General features: G+C 55.2%; 14 protein-coding genes. 5 read left to right on the plus strand and 9 right to left on the minus strand.

Annotated features, from left to right (window positions below; all coding sequences use genetic code 11):
* Positions 1-25: 25 nt before the first annotated feature.
* Positions 26-1,114, minus strand: coding sequence for a 3-phosphoserine/phosphohydroxythreonine transaminase (gene serC / locus EBL_RS12140; protein ID WP_002439547.1), 1,089 nt, complete (start codon positions 1,112-1,114; stop codon positions 26-28).
* Between the two features lie 276 nt (positions 1,115-1,390).
* Between serC and ycaO the strand changes: the two genes are divergently transcribed.
* From ycaO to pflA, 4 genes are all read left to right on the plus strand, one after another.
* On the plus strand, positions 1,391-3,160 hold the full coding sequence (gene ycaO / locus EBL_RS12145) for a 30S ribosomal protein S12 methylthiotransferase accessory factor YcaO (RefSeq protein ID WP_002439545.1): 1,770 nt from the start codon (positions 1,391-1,393) through the stop codon (positions 3,158-3,160).
* A gap of 395 nt (positions 3,161-3,555) precedes the next feature.
* Positions 3,556-4,413, plus strand: a complete 858-nt coding sequence (focA, locus tag EBL_RS12150) for a formate transporter FocA (protein WP_002439543.1) — start codon at positions 3,556-3,558, stop codon at positions 4,411-4,413.
* A gap of 53 nt (positions 4,414-4,466) precedes the next feature.
* Positions 4,467-6,749, plus strand: a complete 2,283-nt coding sequence (gene pflB / locus EBL_RS12155; protein ID WP_002439541.1) for a formate C-acetyltransferase — start codon at positions 4,467-4,469, stop codon at positions 6,747-6,749.
* Between the two features lie 215 nt (positions 6,750-6,964).
* Positions 6,965-7,705, plus strand: coding sequence for a pyruvate formate lyase 1-activating protein (gene pflA / locus EBL_RS12160; protein ID WP_002439540.1), 741 nt, complete (start codon positions 6,965-6,967; stop codon positions 7,703-7,705).
* Between the two features lie 83 nt (positions 7,706-7,788).
* Here the strand turns inward: pflA and EBL_RS12165 are convergent, their stop codons facing one another.
* Positions 7,789-8,385 carry an NAD(P)H oxidoreductase gene (locus tag EBL_RS12165; protein ID WP_002439539.1) on the minus strand — a complete coding sequence of 199 codons (597 nt, stop codon included), beginning with the start codon at positions 8,383-8,385 and terminating at the stop codon, positions 7,789-7,791.
* A 97-nt stretch (positions 8,386-8,482) separates the two neighbouring features.
* Here EBL_RS12165 and EBL_RS12170 point away from each other — a divergent pair, with 97 nt between their 5' ends.
* A complete protein-coding gene (locus tag EBL_RS12170) occupies positions 8,483-9,382 on the plus strand; it encodes a LysR family transcriptional regulator (protein ID WP_002439537.1) in 900 nt (299 codons plus the stop codon).
* A 39-nt stretch (positions 9,383-9,421) separates the two neighbouring features.
* Here EBL_RS12170 and EBL_RS12175 read toward each other — a convergent pair whose 3' ends face one another.
* The 7 genes from EBL_RS12175 to lolA all read right to left on the minus strand — a co-directional run bounded on the left by EBL_RS12175 (position 9,422) and on the right by lolA (position 18,473).
* Positions 9,422-10,570, minus strand: a complete 1,149-nt coding sequence (locus tag EBL_RS12175) for an MFS transporter (RefSeq protein WP_002439535.1) — start codon at positions 10,568-10,570, stop codon at positions 9,422-9,424.
* Between the two features lie 327 nt (positions 10,571-10,897).
* Positions 10,898-11,755 (minus strand): dimethyl sulfoxide reductase anchor subunit family protein, encoded by an 858-nt coding sequence (locus EBL_RS12180; RefSeq protein WP_002439533.1) that lies wholly within the window; start codon positions 11,753-11,755, stop codon positions 10,898-10,900.
* Between the two features lies 1 nt (position 11,756).
* Positions 11,757-12,374, minus strand: a complete 618-nt coding sequence (locus EBL_RS12185; RefSeq protein ID WP_002439531.1) for a DMSO/selenate family reductase complex B subunit — start codon at positions 12,372-12,374, stop codon at positions 11,757-11,759.
* 10 nt (positions 12,375-12,384) lie between these two features.
* Positions 12,385-14,829 (minus strand): dimethylsulfoxide reductase subunit A, encoded by a 2,445-nt coding sequence (gene dmsA / locus EBL_RS12190; protein ID WP_002439530.1) that lies wholly within the window; start codon positions 14,827-14,829, stop codon positions 12,385-12,387.
* A gap of 293 nt (positions 14,830-15,122) precedes the next feature.
* The gene (serS, locus tag EBL_RS12195) at positions 15,123-16,415 is read right to left on the minus strand and encodes a serine--tRNA ligase (RefSeq protein WP_002439529.1); all 1,293 of its coding nucleotides are present in this window, start codon (positions 16,413-16,415) and stop codon (positions 15,123-15,125) included.
* 95 nt (positions 16,416-16,510) lie between these two features.
* Complete coding sequence (locus tag EBL_RS12200) at positions 16,511-17,854, minus strand: replication-associated recombination protein A (RefSeq protein ID WP_002439527.1); 1,344 nt, start codon at positions 17,852-17,854, stop codon at positions 16,511-16,513.
* A 7-nt stretch (positions 17,855-17,861) separates the two neighbouring features.
* Positions 17,862-18,473, minus strand: coding sequence for an outer membrane lipoprotein periplasmic chaperone LolA (gene lolA, locus EBL_RS12205; RefSeq protein WP_002439526.1), 612 nt, complete (start codon positions 18,471-18,473; stop codon positions 17,862-17,864).
* Positions 18,474-18,514: the final 41 nt, after the last annotated feature.

An 18,514-nucleotide genomic window follows, 5' to 3' on the forward strand; every position in this document is an offset into this window, starting at 1 on the left:
GCGGGGTAGACCAGAACAGTCAGGATTAACCGTGACGACGCTCAAAGTCCTGCATAAAGTCGGTCAGGGCGCGCACCCCTTCCAGCGGCATGGCGTTATAGATGGAAGCACGCATGCCCCCCACCACCCGGTGCCCTTTCAGGGCATGCAGACCCGCCGCAAAGGACTCTTCAAGGAACACCGCATCCAGCGCGCTGTCCGCCAGCTGGAACGGGACGTTCATCCGCGAACGGTTGGCGGCGGCCACGCTGTTACGGTAGAAATCGCTGTTGTCGATAACGCCGTACAGCAGCTCGGCTTTCTGCTGGTTAATTTTATCCATTGCCGCAACGCCGCCTTTGGCTTTCAGCCATTTGAACACCAGGCCCGCCAGATACCAGGCGAAGGTTGGCGGCGTATTAAACATGGAGTCGTTCTTCGCCAGCACCGTGTAGTCGAGAATGGACGGGCAGGCAATGTTCGCTTTGCCCAGCAGATCCTCACGCACGATAACCAGCGTCAGCCCGGCCGGGCCGATATTTTTCTGGGCACCGGCGTAAATCACGCCAAAACGGCTGACATCAAGCGGGCTGGAGAGAATGGTTGACGAGTAATCGGCCACCACGGTGACGTCGTCACCGAATGCCGGGGTCTCATCAATGGCGATCCCGTCGATGGTTTCGTTCGGGCAGTAATGCAGGTATGCCGCGCCTTTGGTCAGCTGCCATTCGCTCATCGGCTTGATGGCGCGCAGGCCGTCTACCGTGGTGCAGGCATCGATAACATTCGGGGTGAGGTATTTTTGCGCTTCTTTCGCCGCGCTTTCTGCCCAGTAGCCGCCATCAACATAGTCAGCAACCCCGGCGCTTCCCGCCAGGTTCAGCGGCACAGCGGCAAACTGGCCGCGACCACCGCCGTGGCAGAATAAAACTTTGTAATTCTGCGGAATATGCAGAAGATCGCGTAAATCTTTTTCTGCCTGCTCTGCCACCTCAATAAACGCTTTACCCCGGTGGCTTATCTCCATTACAGAGGTGCCTAAGCCATTCCAGTCACACAGCTCTTCCTGAGCCTGTCGCAGTACGTCAGCCGGTAGCATTGCCGGGCCAGAGCTAAAATTGAAAACCTGAGTCATTTCCCCTCACCACACCTGAATTGATAAGTTTTTCCTGTGGCTATCGGTTTTATCATTGCGACGCACCGGCTGCAATGGCTAATCGCACCCCGGGGGAATTTGTGGCCCAAATCACACAATAGCATCCGCTGATAAATCCTCCGCTGGGGGTTAAAACCTCTGCAACCGGGTTATCACGCCGGGCAGATTTATCGTCTCCGGCCCTGTTCCGGCAATAGCACCGGGCCCGCAAAACCCGTATGATTGCGCGCCTTGTGTACGACAAAAGTGAAAACCATGACTCAAACCTTTATCCCCGGCAAAGACGCCGCCCTGGAAGACTCCATCGACCGCTTCCGGCATAAACTCAGCGCGCTGGGTTTTAATATTGAAGAAGCCTCCTGGCTGAACCCGGTGCCGAATGTCTGGTCAGTGCATATCCGCGACACAGACTGCCCGCTGTGCTTCAGTAACGGTAAAGGCGCGACCAAAAAGGCCGCCCTCGCCTCGGCGCTGGGTGAGTATTTTGAGCGTCTGTCCACCAACTATTTCTTTGCCGATTTCTGGCTGGGTAACACCATCGCCAACGGGCCGTTTGTCCACTACCCGAGCGAGAAGTGGTTCCCGCTGCCGGAAGATGACAGCCTGCCGGAAGGGATCCTGGATGAGAAGCTGCGTGCCTTCTACGATCCGGATAACGAGCTGGCCGCCAGCCTGCTGGTGGATTTGCAGTCCGGGAATGACGATCGCGGGATCTGCGCCCTGCCGTTTATCCGCCAGTCGGATAATCAGACCATCTATATTCCGATGAATATCATCGCCAATTTGTACGTTTCTAACGGCATGTCCGCCGGTAACACCCGTAATGAAGCCCGGGTTCAGGGGTTGTCTGAGGTGTTTGAACGCTACATTAAAAACCGCATTATTGCCGAATCCATCAGCCTGCCGGAGATCCCGAAAGCGGTACTGGCCCGCTACCCGGCGGTGGTGGAAGCTATCAACAGCATGGAGGCCGAAGGCTTCCCGATCTTCGCCTATGACGGCTCCCTGGGCGGTAAATACCCGGTTATCTGCGTGGTGCTGTTTAACCCGCAAAACGGCACCTGCTTTGCCTCTTTTGGTGCCCACCCGGACTTTGGCGTGGCGCTGGAGCGCACCGTGACCGAGCTGCTGCAGGGCCGCAGCCTGAAAGATCTCGATGTGTTCACCCCGCCGACGTTTGATGACGAAGAAGTGGCCGAGCACACCAACCTGGAGACCCACTTTATCGACTCCAGCGGTCTTATCTCCTGGGATCTGTTTAAGCAGGATGCGGACTACCCGTTTGTGGACTGGAACTTCTCCGGCACTACGGAGCAGGAGTTTGCCACGCTGATGGCTATCTTCCGCGCTGAGGGTAAAGAGGTCTATATCGCCGATTACGAACATCTTGATGTCTACGCCTGCCGTATCCTGGTGCCGGGCATGTCGGATATCTACCCGGCAGAAGATCTGTGGCTGGCGAACAACAATATGGGCAGCCATCTGCGCGAAACGATCCTCAGCCTGCCGGGCAGTAACTGGGATAAAGCAGACTACCTGGCGCTGATTGAGCAATTAGACGAAGAAGGCCACGACGATTTTACCCGGGTGCGCGAGCTGCTGGGCCTGGCGACCGGTCCGGATAACGGCTGGTACACCCTGCGCATCGGTGAGCTCAAAGCGATGCTGGCCCTGGCGGGCGGTGATCTGGAGCAGGCGCTAATCTGGACGGAATGGACCATGGAGTTCAACGGCTCGGTCTTCAGCCCGGCGCGGGCCAACTATTACCGCTGCCTGCAAACGCTTCTGCTGCTCAATGAAGAAGAGGAGCGCCAGCCGCTGCAGTATCTGAACGCGTTTGTGCGTATGTATGGTGCCCAGACGGTAGAGGACGCCAGCGCGGCAATCAGCGGTGAAGCGCCGTTCTACGGGCTGCAGCCCGCAGGTGATGACCTGCAGGGCTTCCCGGCGCATCAGGCGCTGCTGGCCGCTTATGAGAAGCTGCAGCGTGCCAAAGCCCGGTGGGCAGCCGCACAGCCGGCCTGATACCACTTTGGTATAGGATAATTCCTGGCTATCCGCTATATTACGGGGCGCAAAATTGCCCCGTCTTTTTTATTCCACGGGTAATAACGTTTTAAATGTAATGGCATGGTTAACCATGGGTAAATAAAATAACAAACCCGGGCCGTGTTGCTACCTTTACTCATTATTATTCAATATTTTTTCACTATTTCAGGAGGGAGCACCGGCTATCTTCAACATATATAATAATTTTTAAAATTTATTTTTATCAGGATAATCAAAAACTTACTCCGAAAATCAGCAATAACCCTGCGTTTTTCGGGCCCGTTAGCTAGGTGACATATGATCTGCATCAAATTTTACTCTATAATGCTTTGTTAGTATCTGGTCGCCGAATTAATAAAGAGAGAGTTAGTGTGAAAGCTGACAACCCTTTTGATCTATTGCTTCCTCCTGCGATGGCGAAAGTCGCCGAAGAAGCTGGTGTCTATAAAGCAACAAAACAACCGTTAACGACATTTTATTTGGCAATCACCGCTGGCGTATTTATTTCTATCGCCTTCGTTTTTTACATCACCGCAACCACCGGCGCCGCGGCTATGCCCTTCGGTATCACGAAGCTGATTGGTGGTCTATGCTTCTCACTGGGCTTGATCCTGTGTGTTATCTGCGGTGCTGATCTGTTTACTTCAACCGTTTTGATAGTCGTAGCAAAAGCCAGTGGCAGAATCACCTGGGGACAGCTGGCGCGTAACTGGGTTAACGTTTATGTTGGCAACCTGGTCGGGGCCCTGCTCTTTGTGGCGCTGATTTGGCTATCCGGCCAGCATATGACAGCAAATGGTGCCTGGGGTCTGAATGTGCTGCAGACCGCGGATCATAAAGTGCATCATACGTTTGTTGAGGCGGTCTGCCTTGGCATTCTGGCGAACCTGATGGTCTGCCTGGCGGTGTGGATGAGTTACTCCGGCCGCAGCCTGATGGACAAAATGTTCGCCATGATTCTGCCGGTAGCGATGTTCGTTGCCAGCGGTTTTGAGCACAGTATCGCAAACATGTTCATGATCCCAATGGGTATCGTGATCCGTGATTTCGCAACGCCGGAGTTCTGGACAGCAATTGGGTCCACCCCGGAGAATTTTTCACACCTGACTGTAGCGAATTTCATTACTGATAACCTGATTCCGGTAACTATCGGGAACATTATTGGTGGCGGTTTGTTAGTTGGGTTGACTTACTGGGTAATTTACCTGCGCGGCGGCGATAAACACTGAGTTTTCGTCACCGGGTAGTAAATAAGATATCCACACTAGAAGGTAGGTGTTAAATGTCCGAGCTTAATGAAATGTTTGCTAAAGCCTGGGAAGGTTTTACTGCGGGTGACTGGCAGAATGGGGTCAACCTGCGTGACTTCATCCAGAAAAACTACACTCCTTATGAAGGTGACGAGTCCTTCCTGGCAGGTGCAACTGATGCAACTACCAAACTGTGGGCAAAAGTCATGGAAGGCATCAAAATCGAAAACAGCACTCACGCGCCTGTTGATTTTGATACCTCTGTAATCAGCACCATCATTTCTCACGATGCTGGTTATATCAACAAGGATCTGGAAAAAGTTGTTGGTCTGCAGACTGAAGCTCCGCTGAAACGTGGTCTGATCGCGTTCGGTGGTATCAAAATGGTTGAAAACTCCTGCAAGGCTTACAACCGTACTCTGGACCCAGAAGTTAAAAAAATCTTTACTGAATACCGCAAAACTCACAACCAGGGCGTGTTCGATGTGTACACTCCGGACATCCTGCGTTGCCGTAAAGCCGGTATCCTGACCGGTCTGCCGGATGCTTACGGCCGTGGCCGTATCATCGGTGACTACCGTCGTATCGCCGTATACGGCATCGACTACCTGATGAAAGACAAATTCGCTCAGTTCACTTCCCTGCAGTCCAAACTGGAAAGCGGTAAAGATCTGGAAGCGGTTATTCGTCAGCGTGAAGAAATCGCCGACCAGCATCGCGCTCTGGGTCAGATCAAAGAAATGGCTGCTAAATACGGCTGCGATATCTCTGGTCCGGCTACCAACGCTCAGGAAGCTGCTCAGTGGACTTACTTCGGTTACCTGGCTGCCGTTAAATCTCAGAACGGTGCTGCAATGTCCTTCGGTCGTGTATCCAGCTTCCTGGATATCTACATCGAACGTGACCTGAAAGCCGGTAAACTGACTGAAGAACAGGCTCAGGAAATCGTTGACCACCTGATCATGAAACTGCGTATGGTTCGCTTCCTGCGTACCCCGGAATATGATGAACTGTTCTCCGGCGACCCGATCTGGGCAACTGAATCCGTTGGGGGTATGGGCCTGGATGGTCGTACTCTGGTTACCAAAAACAGCTTCCGTTTCCTGAACAGCCTGTACACCATGGGCCCGTCTCCGGAACCGAACATGACCATTCTGTGGTCTGAAAAACTGCCGCTGAATTTCAAAAAATTCGCTGCAAAAGTATCTATCGATACTTCTTCTATCCAGTACGAAAACGACGACCTGATGCGTCCGGACTTCGACAACGATGACTATGCCATCGCTTGCTGCGTAAGCCCGATGGTTGTTGGTAAGCAAATGCAGTTCTTCGGTGCCCGTGCAAACCTGGCGAAAACCATGCTGTACGCAATCAACGGCGGCGTGGACGAAAAACTGAAAATGCAGGTTGGTCCTAAATCTGAGCCGATGAAAGACGAGGTTCTGGATTACGACAAAGTCATGGATCGTATGGATCACTTCATGGACTGGCTGGCTACTCAGTATGTCACCGCCCTGAACATCATCCACTACATGCACGACAAATACAGCTACGAAGCCTCTCTGATGGCACTGCACGACCGTGACATCGTTCGTACCATGGCTTGCGGTATCGCTGGTCTGTCCGTTGCGGCTGACTCCCTGTCTGCTATCAAATATGCGAAAGTTAAACCGATTCGTGACGAAGACGGTCTGGCTATCGACTTCGAAATCGAAGGCGAATACCCGCAGTTCGGTAACAACGACGCTCGCGTTGATGACATGGCTGTTGACCTGGTTGAACGTTTCATGAAGAAAATTCAGAAACTGACTACCTACCGCAACGCTATCCCGACTCAGTCCATTCTGACCATCACTTCTAACGTTGTGTATGGTAAGAAAACTGGTAACACTCCGGATGGTCGTCGCGCTGGTGCGCCGTTCGGTCCTGGTGCTAACCCGATGCACGGCCGTGACCAGAAAGGTGCTGTTGCCTCTCTGACCTCCGTTGCTAAACTGCCGTTTGCTTACGCTAAAGATGGTATTTCTTACACCTTCTCTATCGTTCCTAACGCTCTGGGTAAAGACGACGAAGTTCGTAAAGCTAACCTGGCTGGTCTGATGGATGGTTACTTCCACCACGAACAGTCCATCGAAGGCGGTCAGCACCTGAACGTTAACGTGATGAACCGTGAAATGCTGCTCGACGCGATGGAAAACCCGGAAAAATATCCGCAGCTGACCATCCGTGTATCTGGCTACGCAGTACGCTTTAACTCCCTGACTAAAGAACAGCAGCAGGACGTTATCACTCGTACTTTCACTCAGTCCATCTAATGTGGTTTTGACTGAAAAAACGTTTGAATAAGCGTAAAATGAAGGCTCCACGAAAGTGGGGCCTTTCTTATACCCATCGCCCTGCTTTCTCTCCGGAGCCGGTTTTGCCAGACATCTGTTAAACGACAGTTTTCTGCCAAAACAGACTCGGCGCGACAATCAGACTCGCGTCCACCCACCCCTCTACTGAGGGGATAAATGGAGATAACACCGCAATGTCAGCAATTGGTCGTATTCACTCCTTCGAATCCTGCGGTACTGTGGATGGCCCCGGTATCCGCTTTATTACCTTCTTCCAGGGCTGCCTGATGCGCTGCATGTACTGCCATAACCGGGATACCTGGGATACCCATGGCGGTAAAGAAATCACCGTAGAAGAGCTAATGAAAGATGTGGTCACCTATCGCCACTTTATGAATGCTTCCGGCGGCGGCGTTACCGCATCCGGTGGTGAAGCCATTCTGCAGGCTGAATTTGTCCGCGACTGGTTCCGGGCCTGCAAAAAAGAGGGGATCCACACCTGCCTGGACACTAACGGTTTTGTGCGCCGTTATGATCCGGTGATCGACGAGCTGCTGGAGGTGACCGATCTGGTCATGCTTGACCTCAAGCAGATGAACGACGAGATCCACCAGAATCTGGTGGGGGTCTCCAACCAGCGGACCCTGGAGTTCGCCAAATACATTTCCGCCAAAGGCATCAAAACCTGGATCCGTTATGTGGTTGTGCCGGGCTGGTCAGACGATGACGACTCCGCCCACCGCCTCGGTGAGTTTACCCGGGATATGGGGAATGTTGAGAAGATAGAGCTGCTGCCCTACCACGAGCTGGGCAAACACAAATGGACCGCCATGGGTGAAGAGTACAAACTCGACGGGATCAAACCGCCGAAGAAAGAGACCATGGAGCGCGTGAAAGGTATTCTGGAGCAGTACGGCCACAAGGTGATGTACTAACCCCTCCACAAGCATTGCGCCTGCTGAGCAGGCCGCAATGCCTGTGCCAGAGCCGTTATCAGCTACACTGGCAAATCAGCCTCTCAGCGTAAACCCTTTACCATCCCCCGGGCCTGACTAAACAGCGCATCATAATGCTGCTGCCGGTTATCAATGCCCTCCTCCACACCAATGGTGTTGTACAAAAATGTGACCGCTGAATCCTCAACGCCAATATAGCGAACCATGGTATTCAGATAGTGACTGAGGTTTTCCTCCCAGCCGTTGGCAGCAAACTTATCACCACTACCGCCCACCAGCGCTACCCAGCGGATCCTGCTGACCGGGATTTTACGCCCGCCGCCATAGGCCAGACCGTAATTCAGAACCCGGTCTATCCAGCCTTTGATCATGGCCGGGAAGCTGTACCACCACACCGGAAACACGACCACCAGTGTGTCTTTATCCTGCAATTCACCAAATAACTGCTGCACTTGCTCACTGTAGTGTTTATCCGGGTTTTTCCAGTCCGGTTCATCGGCTGTCTCCAGCACCGGGTTAAAGCCACGCCGGTACAAGTCCAGTGTAGTGCTGCGCATACCCTGAGCGGCGGCCTCCCCCTGGATCTCTTCAACAACCCGGGCGGTCAGTGAATCCGTACGCGGATGAGCCCAGACAATATAAATATTTTCAGATTTCATTACAGATCCTCTCAACTGTTGACCCCGCCACTTTACGCAGCGCCTATACTCCTGTAAATGTACATATTTAAGATGCATTAGTGAGAGAATTTCATTAATGAGTATAAACCTTTCCGACTTCAGTACCTTTTTTGCCGTAGCGCGCCATAAGAGCTTCCGGGCAGCCGGCGACGAGCTGGGGCTTTCCTCCTCCGCCATCAGCCACGCCATTAAACAGCTGGAACAGCGCCTGCAACTGCGCCTGTTTAACCGCACAACCCGCAGCGTTTCCCTGACCGGGGCCGGGCAAAATCTCTACCAGCGCCTGCGCCCGGCATTTGATGAAATCAACACCATGCTTGATGAAATCAACTGCTACCGGGACACCCCTACCGGTATTCTGAAGATTAACGCCGCCAGAACCGCCGCACGTCTGGTTCTGATGCCGCTGCTGGCGGCCTTCAGCCAGCGGTATCCGCAAATCAGAGTAGATGTGACCAGTGATGACCGGCTGACCGATATTGTGCAAAACGGGTTTGATGCCGGTATCCGGCTGTACGATATTGTGGAAAAGGATATGATTGCGACCCCCATCGGGCCACCCGTGCGGTTGCAGGTTGTGGCGACGCCGGAATATTTCCGCCGTCACGGAAAGCCGCAGCATCCGCGCCAGATAACAGAGCACCAGAGTGTGGTATTTCGCTTCCCCAGCGGCCGCCCTTATCACTGGCAATTCCATGGCCCGGAAGGCAGGATGGCTGTGGCGCCAGCCGGGAATATTATCGTTGATGATATGGATGCAGAGCTGGATGCCGTATTAAGCGGCGCGGGGCTGGGTTATTTGCTGGATTTACAGGTCAGCAGGCATCTGGCCGCCGGGCGGCTGGAGTCGGCTCTGGAAAGCTGGAGCCCGGAACGCAGCGGGTTTCATCTCTATTATCCCAACCGCCAGTATATGACCGCCAGCCTGCGGGCCTTTCTTGATTTTATCCGTGAGCCGGGCCAGGAGCCTGGCTGAGTAACCCGGCCAGCAACGGCCGGGCATTGTTGCGGTTACTCAGGCATGAGCCACCGGGGTCGGGTGGTGCCCGGCTTCACGTATCAGCATAAACAGATACACAATCGACACGCTGGCAATCATGATAAACAGCGCGCTGTCAGAATAGTTCTGCATCAGTGTCGCCGTAAGGCTCGGCCCGGCCAGGCTACCCACGGTATAGCTCAGCAGCAGCGCCTGGTTCATGGCCACCAGCTGGTGGTGCTCCACTTTTTCACAGGCCCAGGCCATAGCCACCGGGTAGAGGGTAAAGCCAGAGGCGCCGAGAATAAACAGCGCCGGCCCCATCATGGTATTACTGAGCATAGCCAGGCAACCGGCAATCACCACCAGTACCTGCCCGCGCAATACCATTAACCGGCCGTAGCGATCCGCCAGCCGCCCTACCGGCCACTGGCCGAGGATCCCGGCACTGACCATGACCGCCATCCAGAAGCCGGTGCCCGCATCACTGTTCCCCTGGTGGTTGAGCCACAAAGGCATCAGGCCATACAGCGAGCCCAGCACAATCCCGGAGATAACGCAGCCATCAACCCCCAGCCGCGCTTTACGCAGTTTAAACATCGGCCAGATAGCCACTTTGCGGTTGTCCTCCTGCTGCTGGCTGACAATCCGGGTAAACAGCAGCGGCAGGATCCCGGCCAGCACCAGTGCGGTGAGCCAGGGCAGCACATTCATCAGCCCGTCGGGCAGCTTGCTTATCAGCAGCTGGCCCAGTACCGTTCCGAGATAGTAGACCATCATATACGCGGCCAGCAGACGCCCGCGGTTGCTGGTGGTGCCGCTGCTCATCAGGGCACTTTCCACCACCACCCAGACCATGGCGCAGCCAATACCGGCCACAAACCGCCACAGCATCCAGCTCCAGAACCCGACCATAATCCCCAGCCCGGCACAACCGGCGGCAAAGACCACGGAAGCCATATAGTAGCTGATGTTATAACCATAGCGGCGGATCAGCGCCCCGGTAATCAGCGTCCCCACCAGGTTGCCGGTGAAATAGCTGGAGCTGACCAGTCCCACCTGCCAGGTGGGCAGATTATCGTGGGCCAGCCACAGGGGAACCAGCGTATTGAGTGCTGCCAGAGCCAGAGTCAGAAGCAGCAGGCCACTGAGCAAAAGCACCACTGGCCGGGTATAGATAGACATGTAAATAAACCGCGAGGATGGATAAATTCTGAGCGCATCATGCCACTTCCGAAAACATTGTCAATCCGCGTGATACGGGGGCTGAGGGGCTTTTTTGACGATTGATTTAAAATATTTATCCAGCATGAATAATGCTATGGCGCGCCAGTATTCAATATATTGATTTTATTTATTTTCGTTAAAAATAGCGTTTTTTTCAGGCGCGAAAAATTTCATGAAAGCCACCTGAAAATGCGCATTAAACGCCCCTTCGAAAAGGTGGCAACAGACCAAAAAAAAGACCACCGGCCGGTCTCCCGGGCGGTGGTCTTACGCTATCAGCGGTCATTACCCGGCGATAGCCATCCCTACTGTCATATGCAGGCCATAGAAAATACCACGGCCAATCAGCTCACCGGCAACCACCAGCACAAAGCCTGCCAGCAGACCGGCCAGTTTCGGCTCCCGGCTGCGCAGCAGCGGGCATAGCCAGCAACCCAGCCCCAGCACCAGCAGCGCCAGGCGCACAACCTGCAACAGCGCGTAATCCGGCACCAGCGCGGTAGCCTGCACCACGGAGCTGTGGATTGACGTCAGCTCATGGCTCTGCATCACAATGGCTGCAATCGTCACCAGCAGGGCCAGCACACTGATCCCCGCCAGCTTACCGCTGGAGAAGTTCACCCGGGCCGCACGCAGTAACAGCACGCCGAGCAGCGGGCCGCCCAGCAGCATAGTCATAAAGAAGCCGGTCGTGGTATAGCCGTTATACCAGGTCGGTACAGTATCGATGCTGCTGTAAACCCGGGCCATCATCCAGACCATGATGATCCCCAGCACCATCGCAACGGCCAGCCACAGCTTACCCAGCGCCTGGGGCATCTTCCCGAGGATAGCCACCAGCCACCAGAACCCCGCCACAGCGAAGAACAGCGAGCCACTGGCTATCTCGTTACTCAGGGCAGAGCTACCTACCCGGTTCAGGGAGTTAAACGCCCGTAACGGGGTGCCAAGGTGAATCACCGAGGCGATAAACGCCAGCGCCATAAGAACCCACAGAAAAAACATACTGCGCAGGATCCGGGTGCGCTGGGCTTTGTCATCATCCGATAACCAGCCAAGCCCCATCACGATAAACCCGCCCGCCACACACTGGCCGAGCACGGTAAACAGCATCAGTGGCCATTCATGCAATCCGCTGCCCATCTCACACCTCCTTCGGGTTAGCCAGATAGCCGGTGGTATCCCCGCTGGGGCGGCTGTTGGCGTTAGGTTTAATAACAAGGTTCGGGTGGGTGAAGTGCGCAGCCGGTAACGGTGCCACCTGGGCCAGGGTGCCATACTTCTTACGCAGCTCGTCAATCGGGCCAAAGTCCAGGGCACGCAGCGGGCAGGACTCAACACAAATCGGCTTTTTCCCTTCTTCCAGCCGGGAGGAGCAGCCGTCGCACTTAGTCATATGCCCTTTTTCAGCATTGTACTGCGGCGCACCGTATGGGCAGGCCATATGGCAGTAACGGCAGCCAATGCAGATATCTTCGTTCACCACAACCAGGCCATTTTCCTGTTTGTGCATCGCCCCGCTGGGGCACACTTTGGTACAGGCCGGATCCTCGCAGTGGTTGCAGGAGATGGACAAATAGTAGGCAAACACATTCTGATGCCAGGCGCCGTTATCTTCCTGCCAGTCACCACCGGCATATTCATAGATACGCCGGAAGCTGACATCCGGTCCGAGATCTTTGTAATCCTTACAGGCCAGTTCGCAGGTTTTACAACCGGTGCAGCGACTGGAGTCAATATAAAAACCATATTGGGTCGTCATCTGCTACTCCTCAGACCTTTTTAACCTGAACCAGGTTACTGTGAGACGGGTTACCTTTTGCCAGCGGAGACGGACGCTGGGTGGTTAACACATTGATTGAACCGGCGTGATCCACTTTGCTGGCATCCGGGTTGTACCAGGCACCTTCTCCCAGCGCCACAACCCCGGGCAGAATACGTGGTGTCACTTTGGCGTTGATCCGCACTTCACCGCGACCATTGAAGATAGCCACCATATCGCCATTGGCGATACCGCGTTCAGCCGCATCGCGCGGGTTGATCCACATCTCCTGGCGGCAGGCCGCTTTCAGGACATCCACGTTCCCGTAAGTGGAGTGCGTGCGCGCTTTATAGTGGAAACCGGTCAACTGCAGCGGATAGGTTTTCGCCAGCGGATCGTCATAGTTTTCAAACCCGTTGCTGTGGATCGGTAACGGATCGATAACGTCCCCTTCCGACAGCTGCCAGGTGGCGGCAATTTTCGCAAGGCTTGCGGAGTAGATCTCAATCTTGCCGGACGGTGTGGTCAGCGGGTTAGCCTGCGGATCCTCACGGAAGGCTTTGTAGGCCACATGGTGACCCTGCGGATCGCGCTCTTTGTAGATCCCCTGCTGGCGGAAAGTCTCGAAGTCCGGCAGCCCGGGCATCGCTTCCCGTGACTGCTGATACAGGTGACGCAGCCAGCCTTCCTGAGTGCGGCCTTCGGTGAACTGCTGCTCAACCCCCATCCGTTTGGCGATTTCACTGGTCATTTCATAGATGTTTTTGCATTCAAAGCGGGGCTTAATCGCCTGGTCGGCAAAAATCACATAGGACATGTTGCCGCAGGAGGCATCCAGCGCGAAATCCATCTGTTCAGAGGCCGTGCAGTCCGGCAGCAGAATATCGGCATATTTGGCTGAAGAGGTCATATGGTTATCGATAACCACAATCAGCTCGCACTTCTTGTCGTCCTGCAAAATATCGTGGGTGCGGTTAATCTGGGAGTGCTGGTTCACCAGGCAGTTACCGGCATAGTTCCAGATCATCTTAATCGGCACGTCCAGCTTATCTTTACCGCGTACCCCGTCACGCAGGGCGGTCATTTCCGGCCCGCGTTCGATAGCATCTGTCCACAGGAACATGGAGATGCTGGTGGTTACCGGGTTTTCCAGGGTCGGCATACGCACAAACGGCAGGCTGTAGGAGCCTTCACGGGCGCCACTGTTACCGCCATGGATCCCCACGTTACCGGTCAGGATAGACAACATGGCAATCGCGCGGGAGATAAGCTCCCCGTTCGCGTGGCGCTGTGGCCCCCAGCCCTGGCTGATAAACGCCGGTTTAGTACTGGCGATTTCACGCGCCAGCTGAATAATGCGCAGTGCCGGAACGCCGGTAATGGCCGCAGCCCACTCGGGGGTTTTCGCAATGCCGTCATTACCCTGGCCGAGGATATAGGCTTTGTAGTGGCCGTTGGCCGGTGCGTCGGCAGGCAGGGTTTTCTCGTCGTAGCCCACGCAGTATTTATCAAGAAACGCCTGATCAACCAGGTTTTCGGTGATCATCACCCAGGCCAGTGCGGAGACCAGCGCCGCATCAGTACCGGGGCGGATGGGGATCCACTCGTCTTCACGCCCGGCACCGGTATCGGTGTAACGGGGGTCGATAATGATCATCCGGGCGTTGGATTTCTGGCGCGCCTGCTCCAGATAATAGGTCACGCCGCCCCCGCTCATGCGGGTTTCACCCGGGTTGTTACCAAACAGCACCACCAGCTTGCTGTTCTCAATATCTGAGGGGCTGTTACCGTCTGCCCAGCCGCCGTAGGTGTAGTTAAGACCTTCGGAGATCTGCGCGGTGGAGTAGTCACCATAGTGGTTCAGATAACCGCCGCAGCAGTTCATCAGGCGGGCAATCAGGGTGTTTCCTGGCGGCCAGGAGCGGGTCATGGTGCCACCCAGCGTACCGGTGCCGTAGTTCAGGTAAATGGATTCGTTGCCGTATTCACCAATCAGACGCTTCATATTACTGGCGATGGTGTCGTAGGCTTCTTCCCAGCTGATCCGCTCGAATTTGCCTTCGCCGCGAGCGCCCACGCGCTTCATCGGATATTTCAGGCGATCCGGGTTATATACCCGGCGGCGCATAGAGCGGCCGCGCAGGCAGGCGCGAACCTGGTGCAGACCGTCGTAGTTATCATCACCGGTGTTGTCGGTTTCAACATATTTGATAACGCCATCGGCCACGTGCATACGCAGTGGGCACCGGCTACCGCAGTTAACGGTACAGGCGCTCCAGACAACCTTTTCAGGCTGTGCCTGCGGGGCAATGGCCTGTGCCGCACGGGCAACCCGCGTGAATGGCAGCGTAAACGCACTGCCGGCCGCCGCCAGGCCCCCGATTGCCGTGGTTTTCACCAGAGTTCGGCGCGTTATCCCGGCAGCCAGTAAAGCATCAGGTGTTTTGATCTTCATAGATACCTACTTTGCTCGCTCACAAATGTAATGGTGGTGCTGAGTCGTCGCAGGGCGACCACATGCAGCTTTCCAGAGAAAGAAAAACCGCACAGGATATGGTTATTAATGGCATCTGAGCGTTATATATCGAAGAATATGACGATATTATGCCCGATACTGATAGTATTTCCTGTGGGTAGTACCCGGGGAGTATTACTGCTTTGGAGGTAGGTAGTATTGTTTAGCATCAATTGAATAAACAAAAGGGCACCACCAGGGTGCCCTTTTATACATTTGTATTATGGAAAAACTCAGCCGATATATTCCAGCCCGTTCATGTACGGACGCAGCACCTGCGGGATCTCAATGCGACCATCCGCCTGCTGATAGTTTTCCATTACCGCCACCAGGGTGCGGCCAACCGCCAGGCCAGAGCCATTCAGCGTATGGACCAGACGCGGTTTTTTCTCTGTCTTGCTGCGGCAGCGGGCCTGCATCCGGCGCGCCTGGAAATCCCACATGTTAGAGCAGGAAGAGATCTCACGGTAGGTGTTCTGGGCCGGTACCCACACTTCCAGATCGTACGTTTTGCAGGAGCCAAAGCCCATATCGCCAGTACACAGCAGCACTTTGCGGTACGGCAGGTTCAGCAGCTGCAGCACTTTCTCTGCGTGGCCGGTCAGCTCTTCCAGTGCTTCCATGGAAGTTTCCGGGCGGACAATCTGCACCATTTCGACTTTATCAAACTGGTGCATACGGATAAGGCCACGGGTATCACGACCATAAGAGCCCGCTTCAGAACGGAAGCACGGCGTATGGGCGGTCATTTTCAGCGGCAGCGCGTCGTCGTCCAGGATCTCGTCGCGGACCAGGTTGGTCAGCGGGACTTCCGCCGTCGGGATCAGCGCGTAGCTGCTGCTGTCGGCTTCTTCTTCCAGCGGTTTGGTGTGGAATAAGTCACCGGCAAATTTCGGCAGCTGGCCAGTACCGTACAGGGTATCGTGGTTAACCAGGTAAGGAACGTAGGCTTCGCTGTAGCCGTGCTGCTCTGTGTGCAGATCCAGCATAAACTGGCTCAGCGCGCGGTGCAGGCGGGCAATCTGGCCCTTCATGACCACAAAGCGGGAGCCGGTCAGTTTTACGGCAGCGGCAAAATCCAGCCCGTTGATCATTTCGCCCAGAGTCACGTGATCGCGCACTTCAAAATCAAACTGGCGCGGGGTGCCCCAGCGGCTGATTTCGACATTGTCGTTCTCGTCTTTGCCATCCGGTACGCTGTCATCCGGCGTGTTCGGGATAGCCAGCGCAATGGCGCGGATCTCTTCCAGCAGGGTTTCCAGCTCGGCTTTTGCGGCATCCAGCGCTTCGCCCAGCGTGTTCACTTCCAGACGAAGTGGCTCAATATCTTCCCCGCGCGCTTTCGCCTGGCCGATGGATTTCGATCGTGCATTACGTTCAGCCTGCAGGTTCTCAGTATTCACCTGCAACACTTTACGGCGCTCTTCAAGCGCGCGCAGCTTGTCTACATCCAGTTTAAAGCCCCGGCGTGCCAGTTTTTCAGCGACTGCGTCTGGCTCATTACGCAGCAGATTGGGATCGAGCATGCTTATCCTGTGCTTATCGAATTAAATAGAATAGAGAGTGGCCAACAGCCTGCGGCCACAGTGGAATTATCGGTAACCTTACCGCAACGCTTTCCTCAGCGGTAGCGTTTTGTCGGGCTATTTTGATCCTGTTCGGCAAGCCAGGCGAGCTTTTCGCCAATTTTGCCTTCCAGACCCCGGGATACCGGATGATAATAGCGCGTGCCTGCCATTTCTTCGGGGAAATAGTCCTCGCCCGCGGCGTATGCGTTGGGCTCGTCATGGGCGTAGCGGTACTCCTGCCCGTAGCCCATATCCTTCATCAGCCGGGTTGGTGCATTGCGCAAATGGACCGGAACATCGTAGTCCGGGCGCTCTCTGGCATCGTGCATGGCCGCTTTGAAGGCGGTATATACCGCGTTACTCTTCGGCGCACAGGCGAGATACACAATCGCCTGGGCGATAGCGCGCTCCCCTTCTGCCGGGCCTACCCGGGTAAAGCAATCCCAGGCGGCAATCGCCACCTGCATCGCCCGGGGATCCGCATTGCCCACATCTTCCGAGGCAATCGCCAGGCAGCGGCGGGCTACATACAGCGGATCGCCACCGGCGGAGATAATCCGCGCATACCAGTAGAGGGCCGCATCGGGGCTGGAGCCGCGAATGGACTTATGCACCGCAGAGATAAGATCGTAAAACCGGTCGCCTTTATTGTCGAAACGGGCGCTGCGCTCACCGGCGATTTCGGTTAACAGGGCCGGTAACAGCACCCGTTTGCCCGAGGCATCGCTCTGAGCCATGTCCGCCATCATTTCCAGGGTGTTCAGGGCGCGGCGGGCATCACCGTTTACCAGCTCCGCAATGGCTTTGCGGGTCTCCGGTGGCAGGACGATATCCTGGCCGCCATATCCCCGGGTGGTATCCTGCATGGCCTGATCCAGCACCTGCTCGATATCTGCCACTGTCAGGGATTTCAGCAAATAGACCCGCGCCCGGGATAACAGGGCGGAGTTAAGCTCAAACGAGGGGTTTTCTGTGGTGGCGCCAATAAAGGTGATGGTGCCGTCTTCAATATGGGGTAAGAACGCATCCTGCTGGCTTTTGTTAAAGCGGTGCACTTCGTCAACAAACAGGATAGTCCGGCGCCCGGCATGTTTATTCTGGCGCGCCCGTTCAATGGCTTCGCGGATCTCTTTGACCCCGGAGGTGACCGCTGAAATGCGCTCCACATCGGCGCTGGCATAGCGGGCAATCACTTCCGCCAGGGTGGTTTTACCGGTGCCCGGCGGCCCCCAGAGGATCATCGAGTGCAGATGCCCGGCCTCAATTGCCCGGGGGAGCGGTTTGCCCGGGGCCAGCAGGTGCTGCTGGCCGATATACTGTGCCAGATTTTCTGGCCGCATACGGGCGGCCAGGGGCTGGAAGGTGTTGTCGGAAAAATCCAGCGACATATTACTCACGTCTGCCTCACTGACGCTGATCGTCTACCGTGACGCCCTGGGGCGGGGTAAATCTGAATTTATTCATATCCACAGTGCCATTTTGCTGGGATTTCAGCTGATAGCTGCTGCGCTGGCCGTCCTGCTCCACGGCGCTGAACTGGTGAATCGTACCGCCGCTGTCCACATTGATGGTGAACTGCTTCAGGTTGCCGCGGCTGCTTTTCGGCGTCAGCTGGAAGTCATCGCCGCTCTGGCGGATATTATACTGCTGCCAGTCGCTGGACTGGTTGCGGGCAATCAGCATAAACGGGGTATTGCTGGTAGCGTCTTTCAGCCAGGTGGCACTGGCCTGCTCAACGAACGGGTTGTAAAACCACAGGGTTTTGCCGTCGGAGATAAGGATACTTTCATCCGGCTGGGTCATGTGCCAGTTAAATAAGTTAGGGCGTTTAACCCACAGGTCACCCTGGCCGTCCTGTACCGCTGTGCCGCTGGCATCGGTCACTTTCTGGGTAAAGCTGGCGTGGAAGCTGTTCACTTTATCCAGACGATTTTTTAAGTCACTGGCCGCATCTGCCCACACGGAGGAGACAGTAAAGGCGGAGAGTAATGCACAGGTAATGGCGAGCTTTTTCATTGCTGTTCCTCAAATTACGACCATCCCGCTCCGGGAGGCAA

It is taken from the genome of Shimwellia blattae DSM 4481 = NBRC 105725 (assembly GCF_000262305.1).
In the GTDB taxonomy this organism is placed as follows: Bacteria; Pseudomonadota; Gammaproteobacteria; order Enterobacterales; family Enterobacteriaceae; genus Shimwellia; species Shimwellia blattae.